At 36.1% G+C, this 21,267-nt stretch carries 18 protein-coding genes and 1 pseudogene; 7 read left to right on the top strand and 12 right to left on the bottom strand.

All coding sequences use genetic code 11. From position 1 onward, the window contains the following. Positions 1–241: 241 nt before the first annotated feature. A complete protein-coding gene (locus tag WFN33_RS01415) occupies positions 242–982 on the top strand; it encodes a lysophospholipid acyltransferase family protein (RefSeq protein ID WP_336950976.1) in 741 nt (246 codons plus the stop codon). Continuing rightward, on the top strand, positions 979–1,923 hold the full coding sequence (locus WFN33_RS01410) for a phosphatidate cytidylyltransferase (RefSeq protein ID WP_004719987.1): 945 nt from the start codon (positions 979–981) through the stop codon (positions 1,921–1,923). The genes WFN33_RS01415 and WFN33_RS01410 overlap by 4 nt, the downstream gene beginning before the upstream one ends. 96 nt (positions 1,924–2,019) lie before the next feature. Here the strand turns inward: WFN33_RS01410 and WFN33_RS01405 are convergent, their stop codons facing one another. From WFN33_RS01405 to WFN33_RS01375, 7 genes and pseudogenes are all read right to left on the bottom strand, one after another. Next, positions 2,020–2,844 carry a putative type VI secretion system effector gene (locus tag WFN33_RS01405; protein WP_336950975.1) on the bottom strand — a complete coding sequence of 275 codons (825 nt, stop codon included), beginning with the start codon at positions 2,842–2,844 and terminating at the stop codon, positions 2,020–2,022. Then, the gene (locus WFN33_RS01400) at positions 2,841–3,662 is read right to left on the bottom strand and encodes a putative type VI secretion system effector (RefSeq protein WP_336950974.1); all 822 of its coding nucleotides are present in this window, start codon (positions 3,660–3,662) and stop codon (positions 2,841–2,843) included. Before WFN33_RS01400 ends, WFN33_RS01405 begins: the two co-directional genes overlap by 4 nt. 15 nt (positions 3,663–3,677) lie before the next feature. Further along, on the bottom strand, positions 3,678–5,024 hold the full coding sequence (locus tag WFN33_RS01395; RefSeq protein ID WP_336950973.1) for a hypothetical protein: 1,347 nt from the start codon (positions 5,022–5,024) through the stop codon (positions 3,678–3,680). A gap of 30 nt (positions 5,025–5,054) precedes the next feature. Further along, positions 5,055–6,536: a T6SS effector BTH_I2691 family protein gene (locus WFN33_RS01390; RefSeq protein WP_336950972.1), complete on the bottom strand. Its 1,482-nt coding sequence runs from the start codon at positions 6,534–6,536 to the stop codon at positions 5,055–5,057. A 10-nt stretch (positions 6,537–6,546) separates the two neighbouring features. Continuing rightward, positions 6,547–7,491 (bottom strand): DUF4123 domain-containing protein, encoded by a 945-nt coding sequence (locus WFN33_RS01385; RefSeq protein WP_336950971.1) that lies wholly within the window; start codon positions 7,489–7,491, stop codon positions 6,547–6,549. Further along, a pseudogene (locus tag WFN33_RS01380) lies at positions 7,491–10,114 on the bottom strand (type VI secretion system Vgr family protein). The gene WFN33_RS01385 and the pseudogene WFN33_RS01380 overlap by 1 nt, the downstream one beginning before the upstream one ends. 83 nt (positions 10,115–10,197) lie before the next feature. Then, entirely contained in the window at positions 10,198–11,130 is a 933-nt protein-coding gene (locus WFN33_RS01375; protein WP_336950970.1) for a hypothetical protein, read from the bottom strand. A 272-nt stretch (positions 11,131–11,402) separates the two neighbouring features. Here WFN33_RS01375 and WFN33_RS01370 point away from each other — a divergent pair, with 272 nt between their 5' ends. Next, on the top strand, positions 11,403–11,939 hold the full coding sequence (locus WFN33_RS01370) for a lytic transglycosylase domain-containing protein (protein ID WP_336950969.1): 537 nt from the start codon (positions 11,403–11,405) through the stop codon (positions 11,937–11,939). A gap of 121 nt (positions 11,940–12,060) precedes the next feature. On the opposite strand, the gene cysK is transcribed toward WFN33_RS01370, so the two are convergent. Next, entirely contained in the window at positions 12,061–13,059 is a 999-nt protein-coding gene (gene cysK, locus WFN33_RS01365) for a cysteine synthase A (RefSeq protein WP_336950968.1), read from the bottom strand. 232 nt (positions 13,060–13,291) lie between these two features. Here cysK and plsB point away from each other — a divergent pair, with 232 nt between their 5' ends. Further along, positions 13,292–15,493 carry a glycerol-3-phosphate 1-O-acyltransferase PlsB gene (gene plsB / locus WFN33_RS01360; RefSeq protein WP_336950967.1) on the top strand — a complete coding sequence of 734 codons (2,202 nt, stop codon included), beginning with the start codon at positions 13,292–13,294 and terminating at the stop codon, positions 15,491–15,493. A gap of 145 nt (positions 15,494–15,638) precedes the next feature. Here plsB and WFN33_RS01355 read toward each other — a convergent pair whose 3' ends face one another. Then, on the bottom strand, positions 15,639–16,319 hold the full coding sequence (locus WFN33_RS01355; RefSeq protein ID WP_336950966.1) for a class I SAM-dependent methyltransferase: 681 nt from the start codon (positions 16,317–16,319) through the stop codon (positions 15,639–15,641). Between the two features lie 29 nt (positions 16,320–16,348). Continuing rightward, on the bottom strand, positions 16,349–16,978 hold the full coding sequence (locus tag WFN33_RS01350; protein ID WP_336950965.1) for a TetR/AcrR family transcriptional regulator: 630 nt from the start codon (positions 16,976–16,978) through the stop codon (positions 16,349–16,351). A 514-nt stretch (positions 16,979–17,492) separates the two neighbouring features. On the opposite strand from WFN33_RS01350, the gene WFN33_RS01345 reads away from it, so the two are divergent. Both WFN33_RS01345 and WFN33_RS01340 read left to right on the top strand, forming a co-directional pair. Next, positions 17,493–18,734 carry an OmpP1/FadL family transporter gene (locus WFN33_RS01345; protein ID WP_336950964.1) on the top strand — a complete coding sequence of 414 codons (1,242 nt, stop codon included), beginning with the start codon at positions 17,493–17,495 and terminating at the stop codon, positions 18,732–18,734. A 191-nt stretch (positions 18,735–18,925) separates the two neighbouring features. Continuing rightward, positions 18,926–19,171 (top strand): hypothetical protein, encoded by a 246-nt coding sequence (locus WFN33_RS01340; protein ID WP_004719975.1) that lies wholly within the window; start codon positions 18,926–18,928, stop codon positions 19,169–19,171. 93 nt (positions 19,172–19,264) lie between these two features. Here WFN33_RS01340 and WFN33_RS01335 read toward each other — a convergent pair whose 3' ends face one another. Then, complete coding sequence (locus WFN33_RS01335) at positions 19,265–20,023, bottom strand: phosphodiester glycosidase family protein (protein ID WP_336950963.1); 759 nt, start codon at positions 20,021–20,023, stop codon at positions 19,265–19,267. Between the two features lie 189 nt (positions 20,024–20,212). Between WFN33_RS01335 and WFN33_RS01330 the strand changes: the two genes are divergently transcribed. After that, a complete protein-coding gene (locus tag WFN33_RS01330) occupies positions 20,213–20,749 on the top strand; it encodes a lecithin retinol acyltransferase family protein (protein WP_209826074.1) in 537 nt (178 codons plus the stop codon). 57 nt (positions 20,750–20,806) lie between these two features. On the opposite strand, the gene WFN33_RS01325 is transcribed toward WFN33_RS01330, so the two are convergent. Continuing rightward, a complete protein-coding gene (locus WFN33_RS01325) occupies positions 20,807–21,250 on the bottom strand; it encodes an SRPBCC domain-containing protein (protein ID WP_336950962.1) in 444 nt (147 codons plus the stop codon). Between the last annotated feature and the right edge of the window lie 17 nt (positions 21,251–21,267).

Here is a 21,267-nt window from a genome sequence, read left to right as displayed (position 1 = left end):
AAATCAAGAAAATTATCAGCTTCTCAGCAGTGAAGATCTTGAAATGCTATAAAATTCTTCTATGATTCAAAAAATAGAAATGATAAATTTGAAAAGGAGACCAAGCTTTTTACTTTTTATTCAAAACTAAGTTTGGTTATATTTTATTTTAATCACTTAAAAAGTAGAATTTTGTACTTTAGTCATCTTATTATACAGCTTGCCCCACAATAAAATGCTTCAATATCAATCGGCTTAAAGAATGAATCAACTACCTGAACCACGTTCCGAACAAGATAAAGAGTCATACAATAAACAGTCTTTAGAGCAAAAGACTCAACACTTAGATTCTTCTAATGGAAATTTAGCATCACACTCTATTGCTCGCTTTATCGCATTTTTGACACGCCGTGGCGCACGACTGTTAACTGGTGCTCGTAGCTTATGGGTTGGTTGTCAGCCTGAGATGAAACAACGTATTTACTATGCCAATCACAATAGTCATATCGACTTTATCTTACTATGGTCCTCACTTCCCAAACTGATGCGTCGAAAAACTAAACCTGTTGCTGCTTCAGATTATTGGCTGAAAGATGGTTTTAGACAATTTTTAATTAAAGACACCTTTAATGGTGTCACGATTCAACGTAATCGCGAAGATAATGCAGACCCTTTACAACCTGTAAAAGACGCTCTTGCTCAGGGGTATTCCATTATTTTCTTTCCTGAAGGTACTCGAAATCTTGATGATGATCTTGAGCTATTACCTTTTAAAAGTGGCCTCTATAACTTACATAAACAATTTCCTGAGATTGAGATTGTCCCTGTTTGGATTTCAAATCTAAGACGTGTCATGCCAAAAGGTTCTTTTGTTCCTTTGCCTTTACTGTCTACCGTATGCTTTGGCTTTCCTTTAGAACAACATTTAGAAATGGATAAAGCCACATTTATAGATTATGCACAGAAGCAGCTAGTACTATTAAAAGAGGTTGAGAATCAATGATTTTAGATAATCTGAATAAAACCTATCTTTTATTTGGTATTTTTGCGGGAATTTTAGTTTTTGCATCTAGTGTAGGCTTTATTCTCAAACAAAAAGCTGGGCAAAAACCCTCATCAGTGATTGATAATTTAAATGCACGGATCAATGCTTGGTGGGTGATGTTGATCGTCATTGGCGCAGCAATTCTATTGGGTCAAACTGCATTTATTATCTTATTTGGGATTATTTCCCTGTTCGCTCTACGAGAATTTACCAGTCTATTGCCGACAAGGCGTGGTGATTATTTTCCTTTACTTATCGCCTTTTATTTTGTTATTCCCTATCAATATTATTTGATCTATATCGACTGGTACGGCTTATATTCAATTTTTATTCCACTTTATGTATTTTTACTGATTCCGATTGCCAGTTTAAAACAAGAAGATACCAAACACTTCCTTGAACGTAGTTCTAAAATTCAATGGGGACTCATGGTCTGTGTTTTCTGTATTTCCCATGTTCCTGCATTACTCAATTTAAAACTAAATGGTTTTAAAGGTGAACCGATTTGGTTAGCAATCTGGCTGATTATGGTTGTTCAAGCATCCGATGTTTTGCAATATGTCTGTGGTAAGCTTTTTGGAAAGCACAAGGTTGCACCTGTCTTGTCACCATCAAAAACAGTTGAAGGCTTAGTGGGTGGTATTGTTTTAGCCACAGCTTTAGGTGTTGCTATGGCATGGCTTACTCCATTTAGCTATCTACAAGCTGCCTTGATAGGACTGGTTGTGTGTATCTTTGGCTTTTTCGGTGGTTTGGTGATGTCAGCTATCAAACGTGACCGTGGTGTAAAAGATTGGGGGCAGTTGATTCATGGTCATGGCGGGATGTTAGATCGGATTGATTCTATCTGCTTTTCTGCACCCATCTTCTTTCATATTTTGAGATATTGGTGGAGTTAATCTGCCAATATCAGTTAATCAGCAAAATTTGGGGTGAAATCAATGGAAGTAACGAATATTGGTTATATCCTTAAATTTTGATTTATTTTTTTAAACTCATTTTTTCCCATATTTTTCTTCATCATATTGTTTAGCCAAATCTAAACGATAAGTGTATTGCTCCCAACGATCAGGATATTCGTCCCTTTTTATTTTGTTCTTTATGTTCATTGAGAAAACTGAGAAATCATTTAAATTTGCCATACTGGGTTTATTAAATCCGAGTTTTTTTAATATTGCCTCTAACTCAATACTTTGTTCATCAAAACTTCCTCCAACAACCCAACCACCAAATAAACAAATAAATAAATAAATAAATAAAATGAGCCTAGTAACTTCATGTTTTAATGTAGCTATTCCATCTCCTATTAACATTAACAAAGGTATGAATATAAAAAGACCTATGATACCTATACTCAAAAATAATTTTATAGTAGAAAATCTGTACCCTACTCTCCCTTTAACGACTTCTTGACTTGTCCATATATAATTGTTTTGTTGATCAATAACCGCTACTGCACAAGCATATTTATTTTGACCCGAAAGCGGTTCTGCAATGACTTTAACCATATCTTGCTTTTTAAACATCACCACTGGGAAACATCCTTTAAAGTAATGCTTTTGATTATTTTTATCTGTAATTTCTACAGCAAAATCACTCACTTCAATCCCTTCATCACTGGCTGCAAAACTGGCTAAAGCAGCATTCCCAATTTGCCCAACGAGTGCTGAACCTACAGCTATTGCTCCTGTAGCTGCTTGCATATTGGCATTTAAGTTTTGCATGGTTTCACTGGTCAACAGATCAGTTACTTCGCCTTCTACGATAAAAAGCCTTTTTGAAAATTCATCAATAATTTGATCTGTTTTTTTTAAGCTCATTTTTTTCCATATTTTTCTTCATCATATTGTTTGGCTAAATCAATACGGTAGGTATAATCTTTCCAACGCTCATGGATAAAATCTTTTTCTTGATTTTTCCAACTTAAATCACTCAATGCAAAATTTTGTAAATTCATTCGACTTGGCTTATTAAACCCAAGTTTTTTTAAAATAGATTCTAATTCAATACTTTGCTCATCAAAACTTGCACCAACACGCCAGCCTATAAATAAGAAAAAAAATAAACAAATGAACAGAGTACCGCCTATAGGAGGATTAAATATAAGTGAAATCCCATATTTACCAAATATTGCAAATAAACAGAAAGTTAATACTGATAGGAACCCAACAATCAGTCCAAACTTCATAGATGTGATTCTATGTTGCATTCTTCCTTTTACAACTTCTTGCCCAGTCCATATATAATTATTCTTTATATCAATAATAGTTGCTGCATAAGCATATTTATTTTGACCCGAAAGCGATTCTGCAATCACTTTAACCATATCTCCCTTTTTAAACATCACTACAGGAAAACATCCCTTAAAGTAATGCTTTTGATTATTTTTATCTGTGAGTTCTAAAGCAAAATCACTGACTTCTATTCCTTCATCACTGGCAGCAAAACTGGCTAAAGCAGCTGTACCGATCTGTCCGACAAGTGCTGAGCCTACAGCCATTGCACCTGTACCCGTTTGTATATTGGTATTTAAGTTCTGCATGGTTTCACTGGTCAACAGATCAGTTACTTCGCCTTCTACGATAAAAAGCCTATTTGACAATTCATCAATCATTCGGTCTGTTTTTTTTAAACTCATACTATGACTACTCTATTATGCAAATAGTGTCTGAAAATCTTCGACTTCTTGTTGTTCCGACATTAGCTTATTGGTTTTTAAAGCTCTAAAAGTAGAATACTGACACCAACGTTGAAGCTTTGTTGCCTCCATATATATTAAAAAGGCGACTTCAACTAAAGTTAAAATTAAACCTATACCACTTGCCCAAGCAATCCAACGCAGTAAAGCATTCCGTACTATCTCTCGAGTAAGCTTTTTAACACTATATTTAGCCATAGTTTCACCAAAAACTTTAGCGCCCATCTTTTGAATCAATGGACTACCTCCAACACGGTTTAAATATGTCATTAAAGGTCCTATATAGGTTAAAGTTGCGCATAATCCCAAAAGAGCAGCAGCAGCTCCTGTAACTACACGAGCTGAATATAATATAATTAAGGAGGTAGGTATTCCTTCCTTTCCAGTCAAATTTTCAACTTTGTTGTAATCTAACCAAGCAGTAATTCCCCCTGCAATAGTACTTAAACTACCTGCTGCCCATTTAATACCTGCTCTTTGAATATTTGCTGCGCCTCGTGTGGCTGCTGCTCCAGCGCCTGCATAAGATGTTTGAGTCGCCACTTCTCTTGCACCTTTTGCTAGACCATAAAAGATATCCAAACCAAAAGCCATCAATGCGGATACAGATGCCACCAAAGCAGCAATTTGTACCGAGTCTTTATATTTTCCAGAGTTAAGCATATGCGCTAAATTAATCGCCTCTATAAATACAAGAATGCCTGATGCTCGTACCTGATGATAATTATTGGTATGGTTCGCCATACCTTTACTGCCCGCTTTTTCAATTTCTTCTAAAGTTAATGCCACTTGTTGCTTTTTTGCCATTGCATCATCGATCAATACATCCAAAGAACGAATTGTTGCTTCCTTTGCATTTTTTGACAGCTGACCACCGACTCTTTCACTAAGTTCAGGACTGAGTTTGATATTTCCAGAGTTTAATTTTTCAGGGTTTATATTATATACAACTTGATCAAATCTTAATTTTCCAGCCAAGTCACCCATCTGAGCAAACAACAGTTTTTGCGAAATTGCAGAGACAAATCGACTTTCAGCAGTTGACCCCATACCCGCTCTAAACACCACTCGAGAAAAGTTAGAAACATAAAGCATCACTTTCTTTTCCGTTTTAAAAAATCCTATATTGCCTTTATTTTTGTCTATTCCCTGATTCCTTGCCCATTCATCCCATGCAGAATCAGTTTTCTTTAAAAAGTCTATTGTACCCTTCATTGCTTTTAGACCAACAGCGGTAAAATCAGTTGCAGCTTTTTTCAGTTCGTCATGCTTTGCCTTGGCTTCTAACTGATTACTATACAAGCCACGAATAAATAAATTTTTACGCTCAAATTATGGCTTTTTAACCCAGTCATCTAACTGTTTTGCACCTGCTTCCGCACCTTCCATTCCAAATAATATAGACGCTACATGAGCTTTAAACGCACAACCACTTCGTAAATTTTTCTGATCATAGGCATCTAAAGCATCAAATAAACTTTCAGAAACAACCCAGTTCAAATGCTCTTGAGCACGTTGGTTTGCAACCTTCAAAGCTGTGTCATATTTTTGTGCTGCTTCCAGCTTAAACGCTTCTATTTCTTTATAGTTTAAATTATCGAGCAGAACTTTTCGGTCAGTTTGGAAGTTAGCTTCTCCAACAACCTCACCATGACCTGCCCGTGTTTTCATCGTACGCTCATGGTCTTCGACAAGCTCTTTCTTACTTCGTTCTAGTTGTGCAATTTCTGCTGTATCATTTCTTTTCCTTGCATATACAAGTTGTTGCTCAATCCTAATTAAAGTAGATTTATACCTATTTTCTATAAATTCTGCTGTTTGTTCATGAATTTCATTTTCCCGTTGTACAATTTTTGCTTTATTTTTAAGTAGTGATCCTTCAATGCTTTCTACCCGTTGCACTGAATCCAGTTTACGCTGATTTGTGACGCCATATTTATCTTTTGCTTCTAAATAATCATCTACAGGGGCATAAGCTTCATTTCGATATTCATTTAGCTTTACAGTGATGCCAATTGGGTCATACAGCACTATAGATGCAAAGGCTTTAGGTTTCTCAGCAAATTTAGTCAGCAGTTTACTCCAGCGGTCTGAGCCAAATGACAAAGGAAAACTCACGCCGTCCTTTAAAGTTGAATTGTTTAAACAATGTTCTTGTTGTGATGATCCTTTAGCCCATCCTGCAACATCTATAGATTGCCATTTCCCTGAACTGACATATTCATCCGCTTTCGCTTGGTATTCTTTTCTTTTTTCATCCGTCATAGGTGCGTGGGTGTATATCAAATATGCCTTCTCGGCCAAATTCGTTGCAATATATTCAATGGTGACAAATGAGGCAAATAACGCATGTTCATTTCCTTTACATGCAAACTCAAGCACAGATACGGGTGCAGGTTTGTCTAATGGAAAAGATGATAAATAGCCTTGCGGTGTGACGATGTACCCGATCCATTGATAACCTTTTTTTCGCTTCACCATTGCATAAATATAACTAGAATCAATCATTTCAGTTGTATATTTGGAGTATGACAATGCTACGTTTTTTACATTTTTCCCAAGTTGTGATGAAAGGTGTGGGGCTTTGTCTTGAGTTACCGTATAACGTAAAGGCAAAATCTGCAAACCAAGTTTACGGCAAAAATTACATTGGTCTTTACTGCCTTTTGCATCTGAAGTTTGTTGATTGACTTGTATTGCTGCATTAGCAGCTTTTGTTATCGCATTTGGAGCAGCTAAAATCTCTTCTCCCTGTCTACGTTGTTCGGCTTTTTTATTTTCTTTTCTTGCAAAAGCTTCTTTATCACCGCCCATTTTATTTTCCTTATTCCAATGTTTCTGTTTTAATCAATGCCCAAGAATCTTCAGCAACAAAGTTCATCGCTTCAGTAAAATTATAATTTTCAGGTTCAGTGTTCCAGTATTGTTGAAGTACTTTTACAATATAAGGATGCTTCATAAAGCTGTGACCAAGTACCTCTGCGTATAAGCCATAACTGACTAAGTCGACATATCTGGTAATGTGGTATTGTTCATGTCCTTGATATAAATTTTTAAGAATCTGTTGTGATTTCAAGTGATTGATGTCGACTTGTTCTAATTCATGCGCTTTTCGAAAAACAATATTACTTATTTCAATCAAATCTAAAGCTAAGGATTGTTGTTCATTCACTTGGATAATGGCTTTTTTCAGCAATTTTTTCTGTTGGATATTTTCCCAGTGAAAATATCCACTAGGATGGATAAATTCCCATTGGGTAAAATTTCCCAATAAACTATTCATTTGCTGTTCATTGAATATTTGATCCAAATAAATCATTACTCGTGGGTCATACCATCGAAATAAAATTTTGGAATCAATATCTTGCAATACCAAACTGGTTTTAAACTTTTGGTTCAACTGATCATTTTCATAATGAGAAGCCCCAAAACCATGTACTAAATACTGATCATTGGAAATTTCAAAATTATTAAGTAAATGTTCTGCTAGCTGTGGTCCGATCTCTTTTAATATCTTTTCATCTAATATTTCTATAAAAAACAGATGCGTGTCTTTATAGCGACTGCCTTTTGCCAAGGGAATATAAATAATATTGTGTTCTCTTAAACACTTCTTTAAATCATCAAAAACATCAGGCGCTAATGTTTCATCAAGCAATACTAACAGCCGATGATGCTGGCTAAAGACTGCTTGCATTTTTTGATAAATTGCTTCTACGGAATGAAGTTCAGAGGATATCGCCGTTTGTTGTAGAAAGTTCTCACTCATCATAAGATCACCTTCGCTGATCCATTTTGAGCTGCCTGTCCTTGTTTCGCAGAGCAATCAGGCAAGTCTAAAGCTGGCGGATTTATAGAAGCTGGGGAAGTCAGTTTCTGTTGCCCAGATTTCACCTCAAATAAGCCACCTGTGGTTGAAAACACACCTGAACCATTAATCTTGAGTTCAGAACCATCACTGACCAACTTAATTTCCTTCGGACTGATGATATAAACTGCGTCTTCGGTTGAAATGATTTGAATGCCTTTACGTGCGATCATATCCAACCCATCACCCTGCGCTTGGATCTCAACTTTACCTTTTCCAGCAAATAACTTTGCACCTTCTTGTGCCGCAAAAAGGCTAATTTTAGCGCTGGCATGTCCAATCAAAGCCTTTTGTGTACTTAGGTTAATGCTGTCGCCTGATGTGTGGCTAATTTGCCCATCTGCTGAAAGATGAATATCTTCATTACTGGTAAGCGCAATTGAGTTTGGTGAAGCCAACATCATCACCGCAGACTTAAATTCATCTGCTTTTTTCGGATCTTGTTGAGCCAATACGTCGATAAAGCCTTTGATATTATCTAAAACTTCTAAAGGATCAGTCTGCTGATTCTTGGCAACCTCACTTAATGCTTTAGAGTTATTGAGACTACTTTCTAACTGATTTATGCCCGCGGTCACATCAAGGTGATTGCCCGAGGCTGAATCCTGAGCATAAGTACTCAGTAATAAACCTTGTCCTGCTCTTAATGCACCCCACTGGTCAGTTCTCAGTTCAAAGCCTTCACCTCGTCCTTCGCTAGTGTCTGTCTCTTTGGGATGACTTAAATTACCGAGGTTAAGTTGACTCACCCCATGACTGCTCTGTAACTGACTGCTGATTTGCTCAGTACTATCATCAAATCTAAGTTGGTTATAGCCACTGCCTTGATACTCTCGACTTTTTATTCCTGACAGTTTTTTGGTATCAGGCAGTTTACCTTTTTCATCAAACTTGCTTGGATGACGATGCGCTTCATGAATACGCCCCACCACAAACGGCCTGTCAATGTTGCCATCGAAGAAATCTATAACGACGACCTCTCCAACTCTCGGTAAGAATCGTGCACCATAGCCTTCACCAGCCCACGGCGTCAGTACATCCACCCAAGCTGAATCGGTGTCGTTATCATTGGAACCAGCACCACCATCGTGGCTATGATCTTGATTGCGGGTAAACAGAAAACGTACTTTGATCCTTCCCCACTCATCCACATGGATTTCTTCTCCACTTGGTCCAACCACTCTGGCACGTTGGGGTGACGCAATCGGACGATGTTTTAATGGATTGTATTCTGGAACAGTGGTGATATTGCGACGTTGTAGCACCAACTGATTGGCTTGGCGTTCATCACTATTGTTTGTCGTGATATTGGTTATTTGCCAATTGCTTTGCTTAAGCAAATTTTCAACCTGATGGGTCAACTCTTTTGGTAGATTATTTTGATTATAAAAGTGCTTCGATATGATTAGGAATTGCTTATCGGAAAAATCGTGTTGATCAATTTCGGGATGCCCATTTAATTCAAAGATATAACCCACATGTGCATCACGTACTGTAGATATTGCGGTAAATTGTTTGGCTTGTGAGTCATAGTAGTTACTCAGATTTTCATTAAAACGTTCAATTTGACGATTACCTGATGCTGTTGCACCATCTTCTCCATTCAAGTCTTGGATCCATGCTGGGCTAAAGTGCCAAACTTGCTCAAGAGCTAAACTAGCATTGTCGTAGTTTTCACTATGCTTGTGTTTGCTTAAACACTGCCTGCACCTTCTTCTATTTCCAGTACATCGGCTTGCCAACGTTGAATATGTACTGATGTAGGCTGAATAGAACGCTGTCCAATAAATGAGATAATGCTGTCCTGCCTTTCGGTGGGACTGCTACGATGAAAGCGAATATTCTTGCGTTCTAAGCTGGTGTATTGAGTATTGTTGTCAATCAAACGAAGCTTTTGAGGTTGAATTTGTTCACTGAAACTCGATACTTTAAGTTGGGCTTCATCAATTAAAGTATTAATCCCTTCAGAAAAAAGCAGACGTTGAACAAAGTCTATATCCCGTTCATTATTCTGCATAATAAATGGGCGAACATCGTAGTCTTTGGTTAAGCCACTTTTATCCAATGTTAGACTTGAAGCAAACAATGGACTTCGCTCGCGCCATTCCTGAAATATAACTTCAACTGCTTGAGGCGCAGACATATTCATAAACACTCTGGAATTTCTACGATGCTTCCAAAGTGCGGTTGGATCTTCAACTGTCAGGCGGTAAATCGTCAGCGCACCATCGCTCGCGCCCACATCTGCTTGGGTCACAATCCCTGAAATTCGATTGAGTTCTGATTTATCATTCACAATATCGACAGCCACTTGGCTACCGATAAATTGCTTTAATGGAATATTCATTGACGTAGACAAGCAAATCAATTGTAAATGAATGCCTTTGTTTAATTCATGCATCCCATCAATACGTTGTAAAAATACCAGTTGATTAAGATCAGTGTTTGAAAAAGACGCATGCATGGCACGCTTTTGAGCAGTAAGACCCAATTTTTCCAAAGCAAAATAAATATTATTAAACATGAGTTATTGTATAGTTGTTCTAAATTAAGCACACTCTACAAAAAAGATCATATTTTGTCCACATTTAATTTTATCTACATAATTTATTGTATTTCATTTCGTTTCGATAGTTTTCTCCGATACATTACCGCCCCCACAGTTAAATTAAATTTTTCGCATAATTCTTTTATAGAAAGTGTATTTAATTCCTGTTGATGCTCTCTTACCCAATTTAGAAGAGAAACTCGTTTTTTTTCACCTAATAATTCTTTTAAATAAGAACGAGAAGTTAAAATCTCCTGTTCAGTTTTATTGAGTCGTATCGCAATCTCTTTGATTGAATACTGTGTACTCAAAATGATCTCTTTATGTTCTAATCGCCACTCTTTTTTTTCATTCAAACGTTGTACACGTATGTCATTTAATGTAGGTATACCAAGTTCTTTACATACCAGATTATGCGCTCGCCTTGCAGCTTTAAGATTTTTTTTATTCAATAACGATTGTACTTCAAAAATATTTTCAGATTTAGCTAGTGCGTCTTTGTTGTTTTGTACAATTTTACGATTTGCATAACCAATTTTATTCTTACGTAGTTTGTTACTACGCTGAACTCCTTCCTTTCTTAAAAAGGTGCAATACTTTGTAACTTCAGTTTGAGTTAATCCATATTTTTCTTTTAACATCTGAAAGCTTTGAGTAAACAACTCATCTTGATGTTCAAACATCCAATCTCTTAAAGTAGATAAAGTATAGTCATATTTTTTTTGAAGACCCAATGCACGTCTAAATCTAGTGATTATTTTAACCGATAATCCTAGTAATTTCATAGATTTAGCCTGATCATGTTTCTTTAAAAACTCAGCTAAATCATTGGTCAAAATGTAAACATATTGACTCTTTGCAATTTGCTCGTACATCCAACCTTTGTAGATCATAATCCCAGCTTGTGTATTTCGCTCTTCATAAACATCCCAGTCTTCACCTTGCCAGTCCTTAATTGTCTTTATTGGATAAATTTTATATCTTTTAGCCATAATCATTAACATTTTTTGTATTCATCAACAATTATTCTTTTATCAAATTTTACTTACAACTTAAAGAGATTTATCAAGAATAACTTAAAAAACAAAAATTATCTTTCAATGCATTGAACAAATTAATTTTTCAAGCAATAACGCCTAAATAGCAAGCAACCAACAGCTTAAGATACAAATCACGAATAAATCTACCAATTTTCATAGATTGACAGGTTTAAATCAGCTACTTAACATCAGGGCAATCTTGGATACATAACATTGGTTTTATTTTGAATTTTCAGTATCAGTTAAAAATAATTTCTACAGTAGGCTTAACACTTGCGATCACAGCATGCTCGTCTTTGGGTGGTGGCTCTGTGCAAAAACGTGCTGCTAAACTTTCGACTGGAATCCAAAAAGCCTATTCTGTCTCTCCAGATGTTGCTAATCGCGTATCCCCAATCATTGTACAAAGCGCAGATCAATATGATGTAGATCCTTTACTGATTGCAGCGACCATACGTCAAGAATCGAGCTACCGTAGTTATGTTACCTCTCCATCTGGTGCTGTTGGGCTTACCCAAATCATGCCGCGTTATTGGCAACAAGCCTGCCCTGGTGATTTGTTTGATGAATATACCAATGTACGCTGTGGCACCATGATCTTGGCTAAATACAATCAAAGTGCAGGAAGCTGGAAAAAGGCCTTAGCCTACTATAATGTTGGACCCACAAATTACCAAACAAATCGTAAAATGAAACGCCAAGGTAAACGATACGCGAAACAAGTCAAACAACATGAAAAACAGTTAAAGTCTTCATTATAAAGTTTAAGAATAGAAACTGAATATCAATAAAATAAACCCACTCTTGCTGATACTTGAGCGGGTTTATTTTTTAGTCCATAGCAACAATAAACAGCATAAACATAAATGATTTAATTCAATCTTAATCTGCTGAAATATCTTCAAACAAAACGGAAGACAAATAACGTTCACCCGCATCAGGAAGAATCACCACAATAGTTTTGCCTGTATTTTCAGGACGGGCAGCTAATTTTGCTGCAGCAGCTAAAGCCGCACCACTAGAAATACCGACAAAAATACCTTCTTGAGTGGCACTTTGACGGGCAAAATCAATCGCTTCTTGGTTGTCGATAGCAATAACTTCATCTACTAAATCTAAATCCAAGTTTTTAGGAATAAAGTTTGCACCTATCCCTTGGATCTTATGTGGCCCAGGCGTTAACGTTTCACCACGTTTGGTTTGTCCAATAATTGGTGAATCTGCGGGTTCTACAGCAACGGAGTAAATCGCTTGCTGCTTGACCTTTTCAAAATAATTTGAAATACCTGAAATAGTACCGCCAGTTCCGACACCAGCAACAAGGATATCGACTTTACCGCCTGTTGCTGCCCATATTTCAGGACCTGTTGTTGTCTCGTGTATTTTAGGATTGGCCGGGTTTTCAAATTGTTGTGGTAAATAATAAGTTTCAGGTTGTTCAGTCGCTAAACGTACCGCCTCGTCAACTGCGCCTTTCATACCTTTTGCGGGTTCAGTTAAAATTAAATTTGCACCCAACGCTTTTAATACTTTACGGCGCTCTATACTCATACTTGCAGGCATAGTTAAAGTAATAGCATAACCTTTTGCCGCTGCTACAAATGCCAATGCAATACCAGTATTCCCGCTGGTTGGTTCTACAATATGCATGCCTTTTTTCAAAAGCCCCTTCGCTTCTGCATCAGCAATAAGTGCAGCACCAATTCGATCTTTAACAGAAAAAGCAGGATTACGACTTTCAATTTTTGCTAAGACCGTTGCACCACCTGTAATAAGACGGTTGATACGAATCAGTGGTGTATTCCCAATTGCCTCAGCGTTATTAGAATAAACAGCGATACCTAAGTTTTCAGTTGCTGGAAAATTTGGATCTGTAGACATGACCTTTCCTTGAATTTAAATGAATTTATATCAATCTATCATAATGCTTTTCTATGAAACTTTGATATTGAGTAACTGAATTTAATTATACCAATATCGAAATAGTTTATTGATAAAAATCATAAGTTTAGTTTTTAGGCAAAGTGTTTGACCGATTTGTCGTCAAATCAAACTATATATTTGTATATTATTTCAAGCATAATAACGATATGACTCATATTTAGAGAATATTATGGCAAGCAATGCTTATCAAAAATTTTATCGTCAATTTACAAAAAAAATCTTAGATAAAATCGTCAGCCCACAAGTTTTAGGCGATACAAAAACACTTGAAAATACAGTTAATGATCCAAACACAGCCAATTTTCCAATTTGCTATGTCATCCAAGATGACTCAACTTCGAATAAAGTCTTAATTGACAATGAAACAGAAAAAAGAAAACTCAGCCCTGCTTTTGCGCCACTTAACCTAGGATCAGATTATCAGGAAGATGATCGTTTTATCACTTTAGAACCGACCAAAAGCAACGCCTCTGCATACTACCCAGACAAAATTATCCGTTTGGTCGAATATTTATTAAAACACCCTGAACAAGATGTGCTTTTAGTACCAACAACGATTTTATGGGGGCGTGCGCCGGAAAATGAGGACAGTTGGTATAAAGCATTGATGACCGATGCTTGGGCGAAGCCAACGGGCATTAAACAAGCACTCAACATTACCCTCTATGGCCGTAACAATTATATTGAATTCCATCAAGCAGTTTCTTTACGCCAGTTAATTGACTCAGCCATTGAACTCACACCCAATTTTTCACCAGCGCACTATGTGGTGACTGAGCTCAATAAACAATTTAATGGCTATAAAGAAGCAATTCTTGGTCCTGATATTTCAGATCGTCGCAATGTGATTAACAAACTCATGCTGAGTGATGCGGTCAAAGAAGCCATTCTCAATGAAAGCATTCATAAAAAAATCAGCATCAATGAAGCCGAAGCACTCGCGCATAAATACCTCGATGAAATCGTCTCTGATTTTTCTTATTCAACCTTACGCTTTGCTGAAATTGCTTTAACTAAATTATGGACCCAACTCTATGACGGTATCGAAGTACATAATTTCGATACGGTTCGTGAACTTGCCAAAGATTATGAAATTGTCTATACCCCTTGTCATCGTAGCCACATTGACTATTTATTATTGTCTTATGTGATTTATAACCGTGGCTTGATGGTTCCCCATATTGCAGCAGGTATTAATTTAAATATGCCTGTGGTTGGGCAACTGATGCGTGGTGCAGGCGCATACTTTATTCGACGTAGCTTTAATGGTAATGCGCTTTATACGGCTGTTTTCAAAGAATATATCTACAGTATGCTCAATCGAAATACCCCTATGGAATACTTTATTGAAGGTGGTCGTTCTCGTACTGGACTTTTATTGCCGCCTAAAAAAGGGATGCTCGCAATGACCATCCAAAGTTATTTACGTGGGAATAGCAAACCGATTGCCTTTATTCCGACTTACTTTGGATATGAAAAACTGATCGAAGGCAGTTCATACATAAAAGAGCTGGGTGGGCAGAAAAAACAAGCTGAATCACTATTTGGACTACTTAAATCTATTCAAAAAATTGAAAAAGTCTTTGGTGTTGTCCATGTCAATTTAGGTGAACCGGTTTTCCTTGAAGAGATCTTAAAAAAGAACAATGTTCCACAACATGTTGCTTTGCATGAAGAGATGCCTGAGTCGGTTAAAGCCACGGTCAATGATGTGGCGTTTGATATTTTGGAAAATATCAATAAAGCGGTCGTGATTAATCCTGTTAGTTTGATTTCTCTGGTCTTGTTAAATGCACCAACGCATGCTTTGGCAGAGCGTGAAGTATTGGTACGTTTAGAACAATTCCGTAATCTACTCAAACAGTATCGTTATGATGATCGTATGCAAATCACTGAGCTTTCCAATACAGAAATCATTCAATATGCCATGAAACTGAAACAAGTTGAATTGATTGAGCATGATAATGAACGCTGGGTGAAAGTCAGTGATATACAGGTGGGCTTGCTTAAGTACTTTAGTAATAACATTATGCACACGTTTATATTGCCAGCACTCATTGCTAAAATATTGAGAGTTAAAACAGAGCAGCAGAAATTTGAGATTTCAAAATTTGATTTATATACCCAAGTCATCGAACAATACCCACTTATTCAAAAAGCCTTCTTTTTAAAATGGGATGAGTCTGAGATTGAGAGTGAAATCAGACAAATTGTCGATTATTTTGTTGCTGAAAAATTAATTACACTCGAAGCTGATCAAAGCATTAAAATTTTAAATGCAGATCCTAAAATCCGCTTACTTTCTGCCTTTTCTCATTTGTATGATGTCAATGCTGTAAAAGAATCTGAGAAAGAAAGCAAAGAGAAATAATCTTTTAAGCTTTGACGATGATCTGCAATAAAAAAGTTCCTTCAACCATTTGGATAAGGAACTTTTTTGTAAGCGTATAGCAATATGACTAATTGATTTACTTTAAAGCAAAAAATGATTTTTAGTTATTACTTAGACGTTTTTCTTAGTCCGTTTTAAATGCAATAAAACCATGATAATTCAATACTTGAGCAAAACTTTCCACACGCTTAAAACCTGCTTGTAAATACAAAGCGCTCATTTCATCAACAGAAATTAAAGCAAAATCTTGTTCAATACGTTCTGCCATAAGTTGCGCCTGTTTTTCTGTTAATCCTGTTGCTAAACTCAGATTTTTTAAAGCTTGTAATTGTTTGGCATTCGAAATTTCCATCAATTCATAACTTAAACATAGACCAGTACTGCTTAGGTGATTTGCAATATCTTTTAAGAATTGTGCTTTTGCATCAACTGGAACAAAATGTGAAACCAAGATAGCCAAAGCCACATCAAAATTCTCATCGACTTGTTTAAGAACAGATGTATCACCTTGTACAAACTGAATTCGAGAACAAAGCCCTAAACCAGCTATATGTTGTTTGGCTTTATCAATCATATTTGCTGCAGGATCGATTGCTGTAAAATTCCAGTGAGGAAATTGCTCAGCCAAATATTGCAGTTCATAACCTGTACCACATCCCACGACTAAAATCTTCGCTTGAGTCAATACATAGCTCTTTAATACAGCATGGACTTGTAAATGTATCAGTTCATAGCCGGGAATTAATCTACGAATATGCGCATCATATCCTTCAACTACAACTGGATTATTAAAGTCCTTTGCCATTCCTTTAACCCTTGCAATGATGATTAATATTATTCCTGAGGATGTTTAACTTTCACTGCCTGTAAACAAAAATCAGCAATTTGTTTTACAAAATACTCTTTATAGCTTTTATCAAAACGCTTGGTCTTGGCGATACTTAAAGGTTCAATCACAACGAAAGTCATTGCGCCAACGATGCACAATGCGGTGGTGTTTAGATCCTCAAAAATAAACTCGCCTGAATGACGTCCTTCTGTCAAAATTTTAATAATACTTTCTTTAATCAATTGCTTACTTTGAAAGCGTTCTAACTCAAATTGAGGATCGACTGGTTCAAATAATAAAGAATAAGAGAGTCGAGGGCTGTTCATTGCCCTTTTTACAAAGGTTGTGACTGCTCGATCTAATTTTTCTATCGCACTAAGTTCAGTATGTGCAATATCATTGAGAATATTAACTTCGATATGAATCGCTGCATTTAAAACTTCAATCAATACCTGATTTTTATTTTCAAAATATCTGTAGACCAAACCACTTGATACACCCGCCCTATCTGCAATTGCTTGAATTTGTGCATCTTTAAATCCTCCTTGTGCAATCAATTCACGTGCAGACAATAAAATTGTCTCACGGTTCTGTTGCATTTTCTCTTCCATGACAGAGGATCTTTTATAATTCATAGCGATATGTAAATTCCATTCCAAATAAACTGGCAGCGAATAGATTGCCCTGTTGGTACTACAAGGTAATGCAGACTAAATACTAATAAATTTTGCAGCAATAAGCTATCCACCCTGATCGCTTGATTCAATATTTAATAAATCATTGATGAACTTAATTATCTTGTTGATGTTATTTTCTACCCTTGCTGATTTATCAATTCCTGATCGATCAAAACAGTCATTTTAAATTACTCCTTTTTAGAAAATGAACCTTTTTAAATCATTAATTGATTCTACAATATTCTTAAATGATCTGAGGCAACTTCTTAAGACAATGCAAACATGAGTTGTCCGATAATCCCCCCTTAAATTGGTCATTAGCCCCCTTTATTAAATCCACTAAAAATGATTCACTAAAATCATAAAGATTTCAGATAAAAATTAAATAAACTAATAGCTTAACCTCTATTGTTCACTTTGTTTATCTGAATTTTATATGCTAAATAAAAAAAACATTCAAGGAAAGAAAAGCATGAAAACTCAATCACTGATTCTCAGTGTCCTCAGCATTTTACCCACTGCATATACTCATGCAGCTGCGATGGATCAATCTGGTCAATCGATACTGGCGTTTCTTGAAGACAAGAATTATTTCGAAGCCAGTATTGCCACAGTTGACCCAGAAGTATCAGGCAAAGTCCGAAATCGACCTGATTTAGTCAATACAGGGAGCAATGATTTAACTACAGGTGATATGGCACAATCATATCAATACTATAATGCTGCTTTAAAACTGCAAATTGCGCCAAAAGTTTCCTTTGGGCTCATCTATGATCAACCTTATGGTGCTGCAATCGAATATCCTTTACGTAGTAATAATACCTTCTCTGATACCGAAATCAGTATGAAAGGTACCATTGCGGATGTTGATACTCAAAATATTGCGATGTTATTTGGTTTTCAGCCAGATGCCCATTTTAACCTTTACGGCGGTGCGGTATACCAGACAGTCAAAGGCAAAGTGTCTTTGCGTGGTAATTCGATGAGTGTGTTTAATGGCTATGATGCTAATTTTAAACAAGATAATGCTGTTGGATGGCTTGCTGGTGCTGCTTTTCAGATTCCTGAAATTGCTTTAAAAGCAGCGGTAACTTATCGTTCTGAAATCAAGCATAAAATAGATGCTCAAGAAACGATTTTTGGACAACCTTTAGCATTCACCACTGATAAAGATACAGAAATCAAAACGCCACAATCGGTAAATTTAGATTTTCAAACAGGCATCTATAAAGACACGCTGGCATATTTAAATGCACGTTGGGTAAATTGGAAAGATTTTAGAATCCGTCCAACACAGTTTGGTGCACTCACTGAACTGGCAACAGCTGAGTTAAGCCAAGGCCTGTATGCTGGTGGATTCAATCTCGATGACTATCAAAAAGACCAATACAGCATCACTATTGGTTTAGGACATCAATTTACACAAAAATGGGCTGCGTCGGCTGATGTTTCATGGGATTCTTGTACTGGAAATCCTGCTTCTGTATTGAATCCTACCAAAGGCGGTTGGGGCTTAGGGTTGGGTGTTCAATACAATCCTGCTGAAAATTATTTTATCGCAGGAGGCATCAAATATATTTGGATTGGGGATGCCACGGCACAAGATGGTACCTATTACATTCCGGTACCCGGTGCTTCAGAAATTGCCCAACAAGGTGATTATCGTGACAACAATGCCATAGGCTATGGTTTAAAAATAGGTTACCGTTTCTAATGCTCAATGCATGATCTTGTTAAAATTGTTTTTAGCGTAGACTTCATTCTAGTGTATATACTTGAGAATGAAGTCTTTTTCTTTTTATTCAAAGACAAATTCATTTTTCCGTCATTTGTATACGCTATAAATTTTAATGATCAATATGAATAAACCTCAGTAAAAAACCAACTTAATTAAAGGATCTAAATATGAAATTATTACGTTTAATTCCAATTCTCGCTTTAGGCACTATCTTAACCGCATGTGGTGGTATGCCAAAGGAATGTGAAGAATCTTGGAAGCATATGGAAGACTTGGCAAAACAAAGTGGCATTCCTGAAGATTCACTAAAAGAACAGAAAAAAGCCTTTGAAGAAGAAATTAAAAAGTTATCTAAAGAAGATGCTATTCAAGCCTGTAAAGCACAGTCTTCAATCATTGGCATGGTTAAGTAATTTATCATTAATCTACAAAATGGATGCTTCAATTTGCAGGCATCCATTTTGATTTAGCATATAGATCATAAGCAAAACTTTAATTTTTACATTTTAATCGTCACAATTTTTTGCTTCACTATAAATAAACATTGGGCCTAAATCATAAGTCTGATCATGCCTTTTCACTTGTGGAATGAATGCACTTGAAATTGAACCATCTAAATATAAAGCTTGATCTGTTTTAAGCTGCGTCTTAAAAATATCAGCAAAATTATAAAAATTAATTTTTTCACGACTTATCACGAAATACAGTTGATTATTCTTAATTCCCACCCCATTGCGAACTTTCAATGAATCTGAGTTTTTAACGAAAATTGGATTGATCTCACCATTGATCAACAACATTGGACCAGATTGTGTTGCATAGCGAGCTTTAAAATTAGATTTAAGATATTGCTCAGTGGTTTTAATCACAGCTTGCTTATTGTTCCAAGCAACCACGCCATTGGGTTGCATAAAAAAATTACCAAATTTATTTTTTTGCTGGTTTAATTCTGTTTGTTGTTTACCTTGTTCAATGTATAAACCCACTGGTGCAAAATTTGGATGATACATTCCTGCATTCATGGCAAAACTGATCTGGCATTTTTTACGCTCTTTTTGTACAGCTGCGAACTTTTTATAAGTTTGTCCTTGTTGGTTTTTTAAAAATAGTTGTAGCTGATCAAGATCGTCGATACGTACAGCATCTGCGATCACCTTCTTGTCTTTGATTATTTTGATATAGTCGGTATTGGCATTGACTTGAAAGGAAAGTGCACTCAATCCCATCATGCTTATCAGCGCATATACTCCAGTTTTCAAATTCATAACACCCCCATTCAAAGTGTTATATTTTATCGTGTGATCTATTGAATAATGAAGGCTAATTAGCATTTTTAATGCATTTTTTTACGTAATTATCACTTTAAGGGCTATCAAATTCATTTTGCATCGTTATAATCAAACTATCCTTTCAATTAAATACATGTGTACACTTTATTTGAACTGAGTGGGAATATGCAGACAAAACAAATAGCTAAATACCCGTTAGGTGCGCATTTAATCGTCAAACATTTTGGCTATAGCCATCATGGAATCTATGCTGGAAAAGGTCGTGTTATACATTATTCTGGACTGGCACATTTTGTAAAAAAACGCCCAATCGAAATCACTTCACTTGAAAAATTTTCACATGGTAAAGTGATCCGTGTCCGTTACTATGATCAACCTAAGTTTTCTGGTCGTCATGTGGTTCGACGTATGCGTACACGCATGCACGAAAATAGCTATCATTTAATTATCAATAATTGTGAACATCTGTGTAGTTGGGCAATTACAGGGGTTGAAAGTAGTCCTCAAGTGGTAAAAATGATGAACCGTTTAACCACGATTGGCTATATCAGTTCAATCATGACCTATATGAATGGCTTATTTTTAACAGTTGCAACCACCTGTTTTGCTTTAGTTTTATATATAAAAATGAAACTCAGGGCTCAGTCAAAATTAAAACTTCCAACCTATTTATCTCTTAAAGAACAACAGCCTAAAAAGTAAAATACTCAACGAGGTTCTTCACATGACCTTAAGTAAAGCCCTGATTTTAAAATACCATTAAAATGGTGGAAATTTGTCTTCAACCAATTTGAGTTCTAATCCGTATTCCAAATAAGCTTTTAAACCATCCAGCACTGTGGTGAATCCTCCAGTTGCATCTATAATAAATTGAATTAGTTCAGAGCCTTGAAGCGAAATATCATAATTTCTAATTTTTAAATAAGTTTGCTCTGAGCTGATTTCTTCAAATATAAAATCTACCGATGTTTTGGGTTCACCCCAAGTAATTTGAATCAATTTATTTTCAATAATGTTAAATACCATAACCTTTGAGCTGACTTGATACTTATCCCAACTCCATTGCACAATTTTGCCTTCTTTTAGTGGTCCTGTAGATCGACTAAACCAGAATTTTGAAGTAATGTCAGGATCAATAAATGCATTAAAAACCGCAGACACGGGTTTACGAATTAACATTTGAGTTTCAATGGTTGGATTCATTCTTATTACTCTTCTAA

Origin of the sequence: Acinetobacter sp. AS167 (assembly GCF_037152175.1) — a bacterium.
In the GTDB taxonomy this organism is placed as follows: Bacteria; Pseudomonadota; Gammaproteobacteria; order Pseudomonadales; family Moraxellaceae; genus Acinetobacter.
The sequence above is the reverse complement of the archived record's forward strand: the minus strand, read 5'-3'. Positions and strand labels throughout refer to the sequence as shown.

Coding starts and splice junctions, on each gene's coding strand:
- WFN33_RS01415 (WP_336950976.1), top strand. CDS start 242: ATGAATCAACTACCTGAACCACGTTCCGAACAAGATAAAGAGTCATAC.
- WFN33_RS01410 (WP_004719987.1), top strand. CDS start 979: ATGATTTTAGATAATCTGAATAAAACCTATCTTTTATTTGGTATTTTT.
- WFN33_RS01405 (WP_336950975.1), bottom strand. CDS start 2,844: ATGAGCTTAAAAAAAACAGATCAAATTATTGATGAATTTTCAAAAAGG.
- WFN33_RS01400 (WP_336950974.1), bottom strand. CDS start 3,662: ATGAGTTTAAAAAAAACAGACCGAATGATTGATGAATTGTCAAATAGG.
- WFN33_RS01390 (WP_336950972.1), bottom strand. CDS start 6,536: ATGGGCGGTGATAAAGAAGCTTTTGCAAGAAAAGAAAATAAAAAAGCC.
- WFN33_RS01385 (WP_336950971.1), bottom strand. CDS start 7,491: ATGAGTGAGAACTTTCTACAACAAACGGCGATATCCTCTGAACTTCAT.
- WFN33_RS01375 (WP_336950970.1), bottom strand. CDS start 11,130: ATGGCTAAAAGATATAAAATTTATCCAATAAAGACAATTAAGGACTGG.
- cysK (WP_336950968.1), bottom strand. CDS start 13,059: ATGTCTACAGATCCAAATTTTCCAGCAACTGAAAACTTAGGTATCGCT.
- plsB (WP_336950967.1), top strand. CDS start 13,292: ATGGCAAGCAATGCTTATCAAAAATTTTATCGTCAATTTACAAAAAAA.
- WFN33_RS01355 (WP_336950966.1), bottom strand. CDS start 16,319: ATGGCAAAGGACTTTAATAATCCAGTTGTAGTTGAAGGATATGATGCG.
- WFN33_RS01350 (WP_336950965.1), bottom strand. CDS start 16,978: ATGAATTATAAAAGATCCTCTGTCATGGAAGAGAAAATGCAACAGAAC.
- WFN33_RS01345 (WP_336950964.1), top strand. CDS start 17,493: ATGAAAACTCAATCACTGATTCTCAGTGTCCTCAGCATTTTACCCACT.
- WFN33_RS01340 (WP_004719975.1), top strand. CDS start 18,926: ATGAAATTATTACGTTTAATTCCAATTCTCGCTTTAGGCACTATCTTA.
- WFN33_RS01335 (WP_336950963.1), bottom strand. CDS start 20,023: ATGAATTTGAAAACTGGAGTATATGCGCTGATAAGCATGATGGGATTG.
- WFN33_RS01330 (WP_209826074.1), top strand. CDS start 20,213: ATGCAGACAAAACAAATAGCTAAATACCCGTTAGGTGCGCATTTAATC.
- WFN33_RS01325 (WP_336950962.1), bottom strand. CDS start 21,250: ATGAATCCAACCATTGAAACTCAAATGTTAATTCGTAAACCCGTGTCT.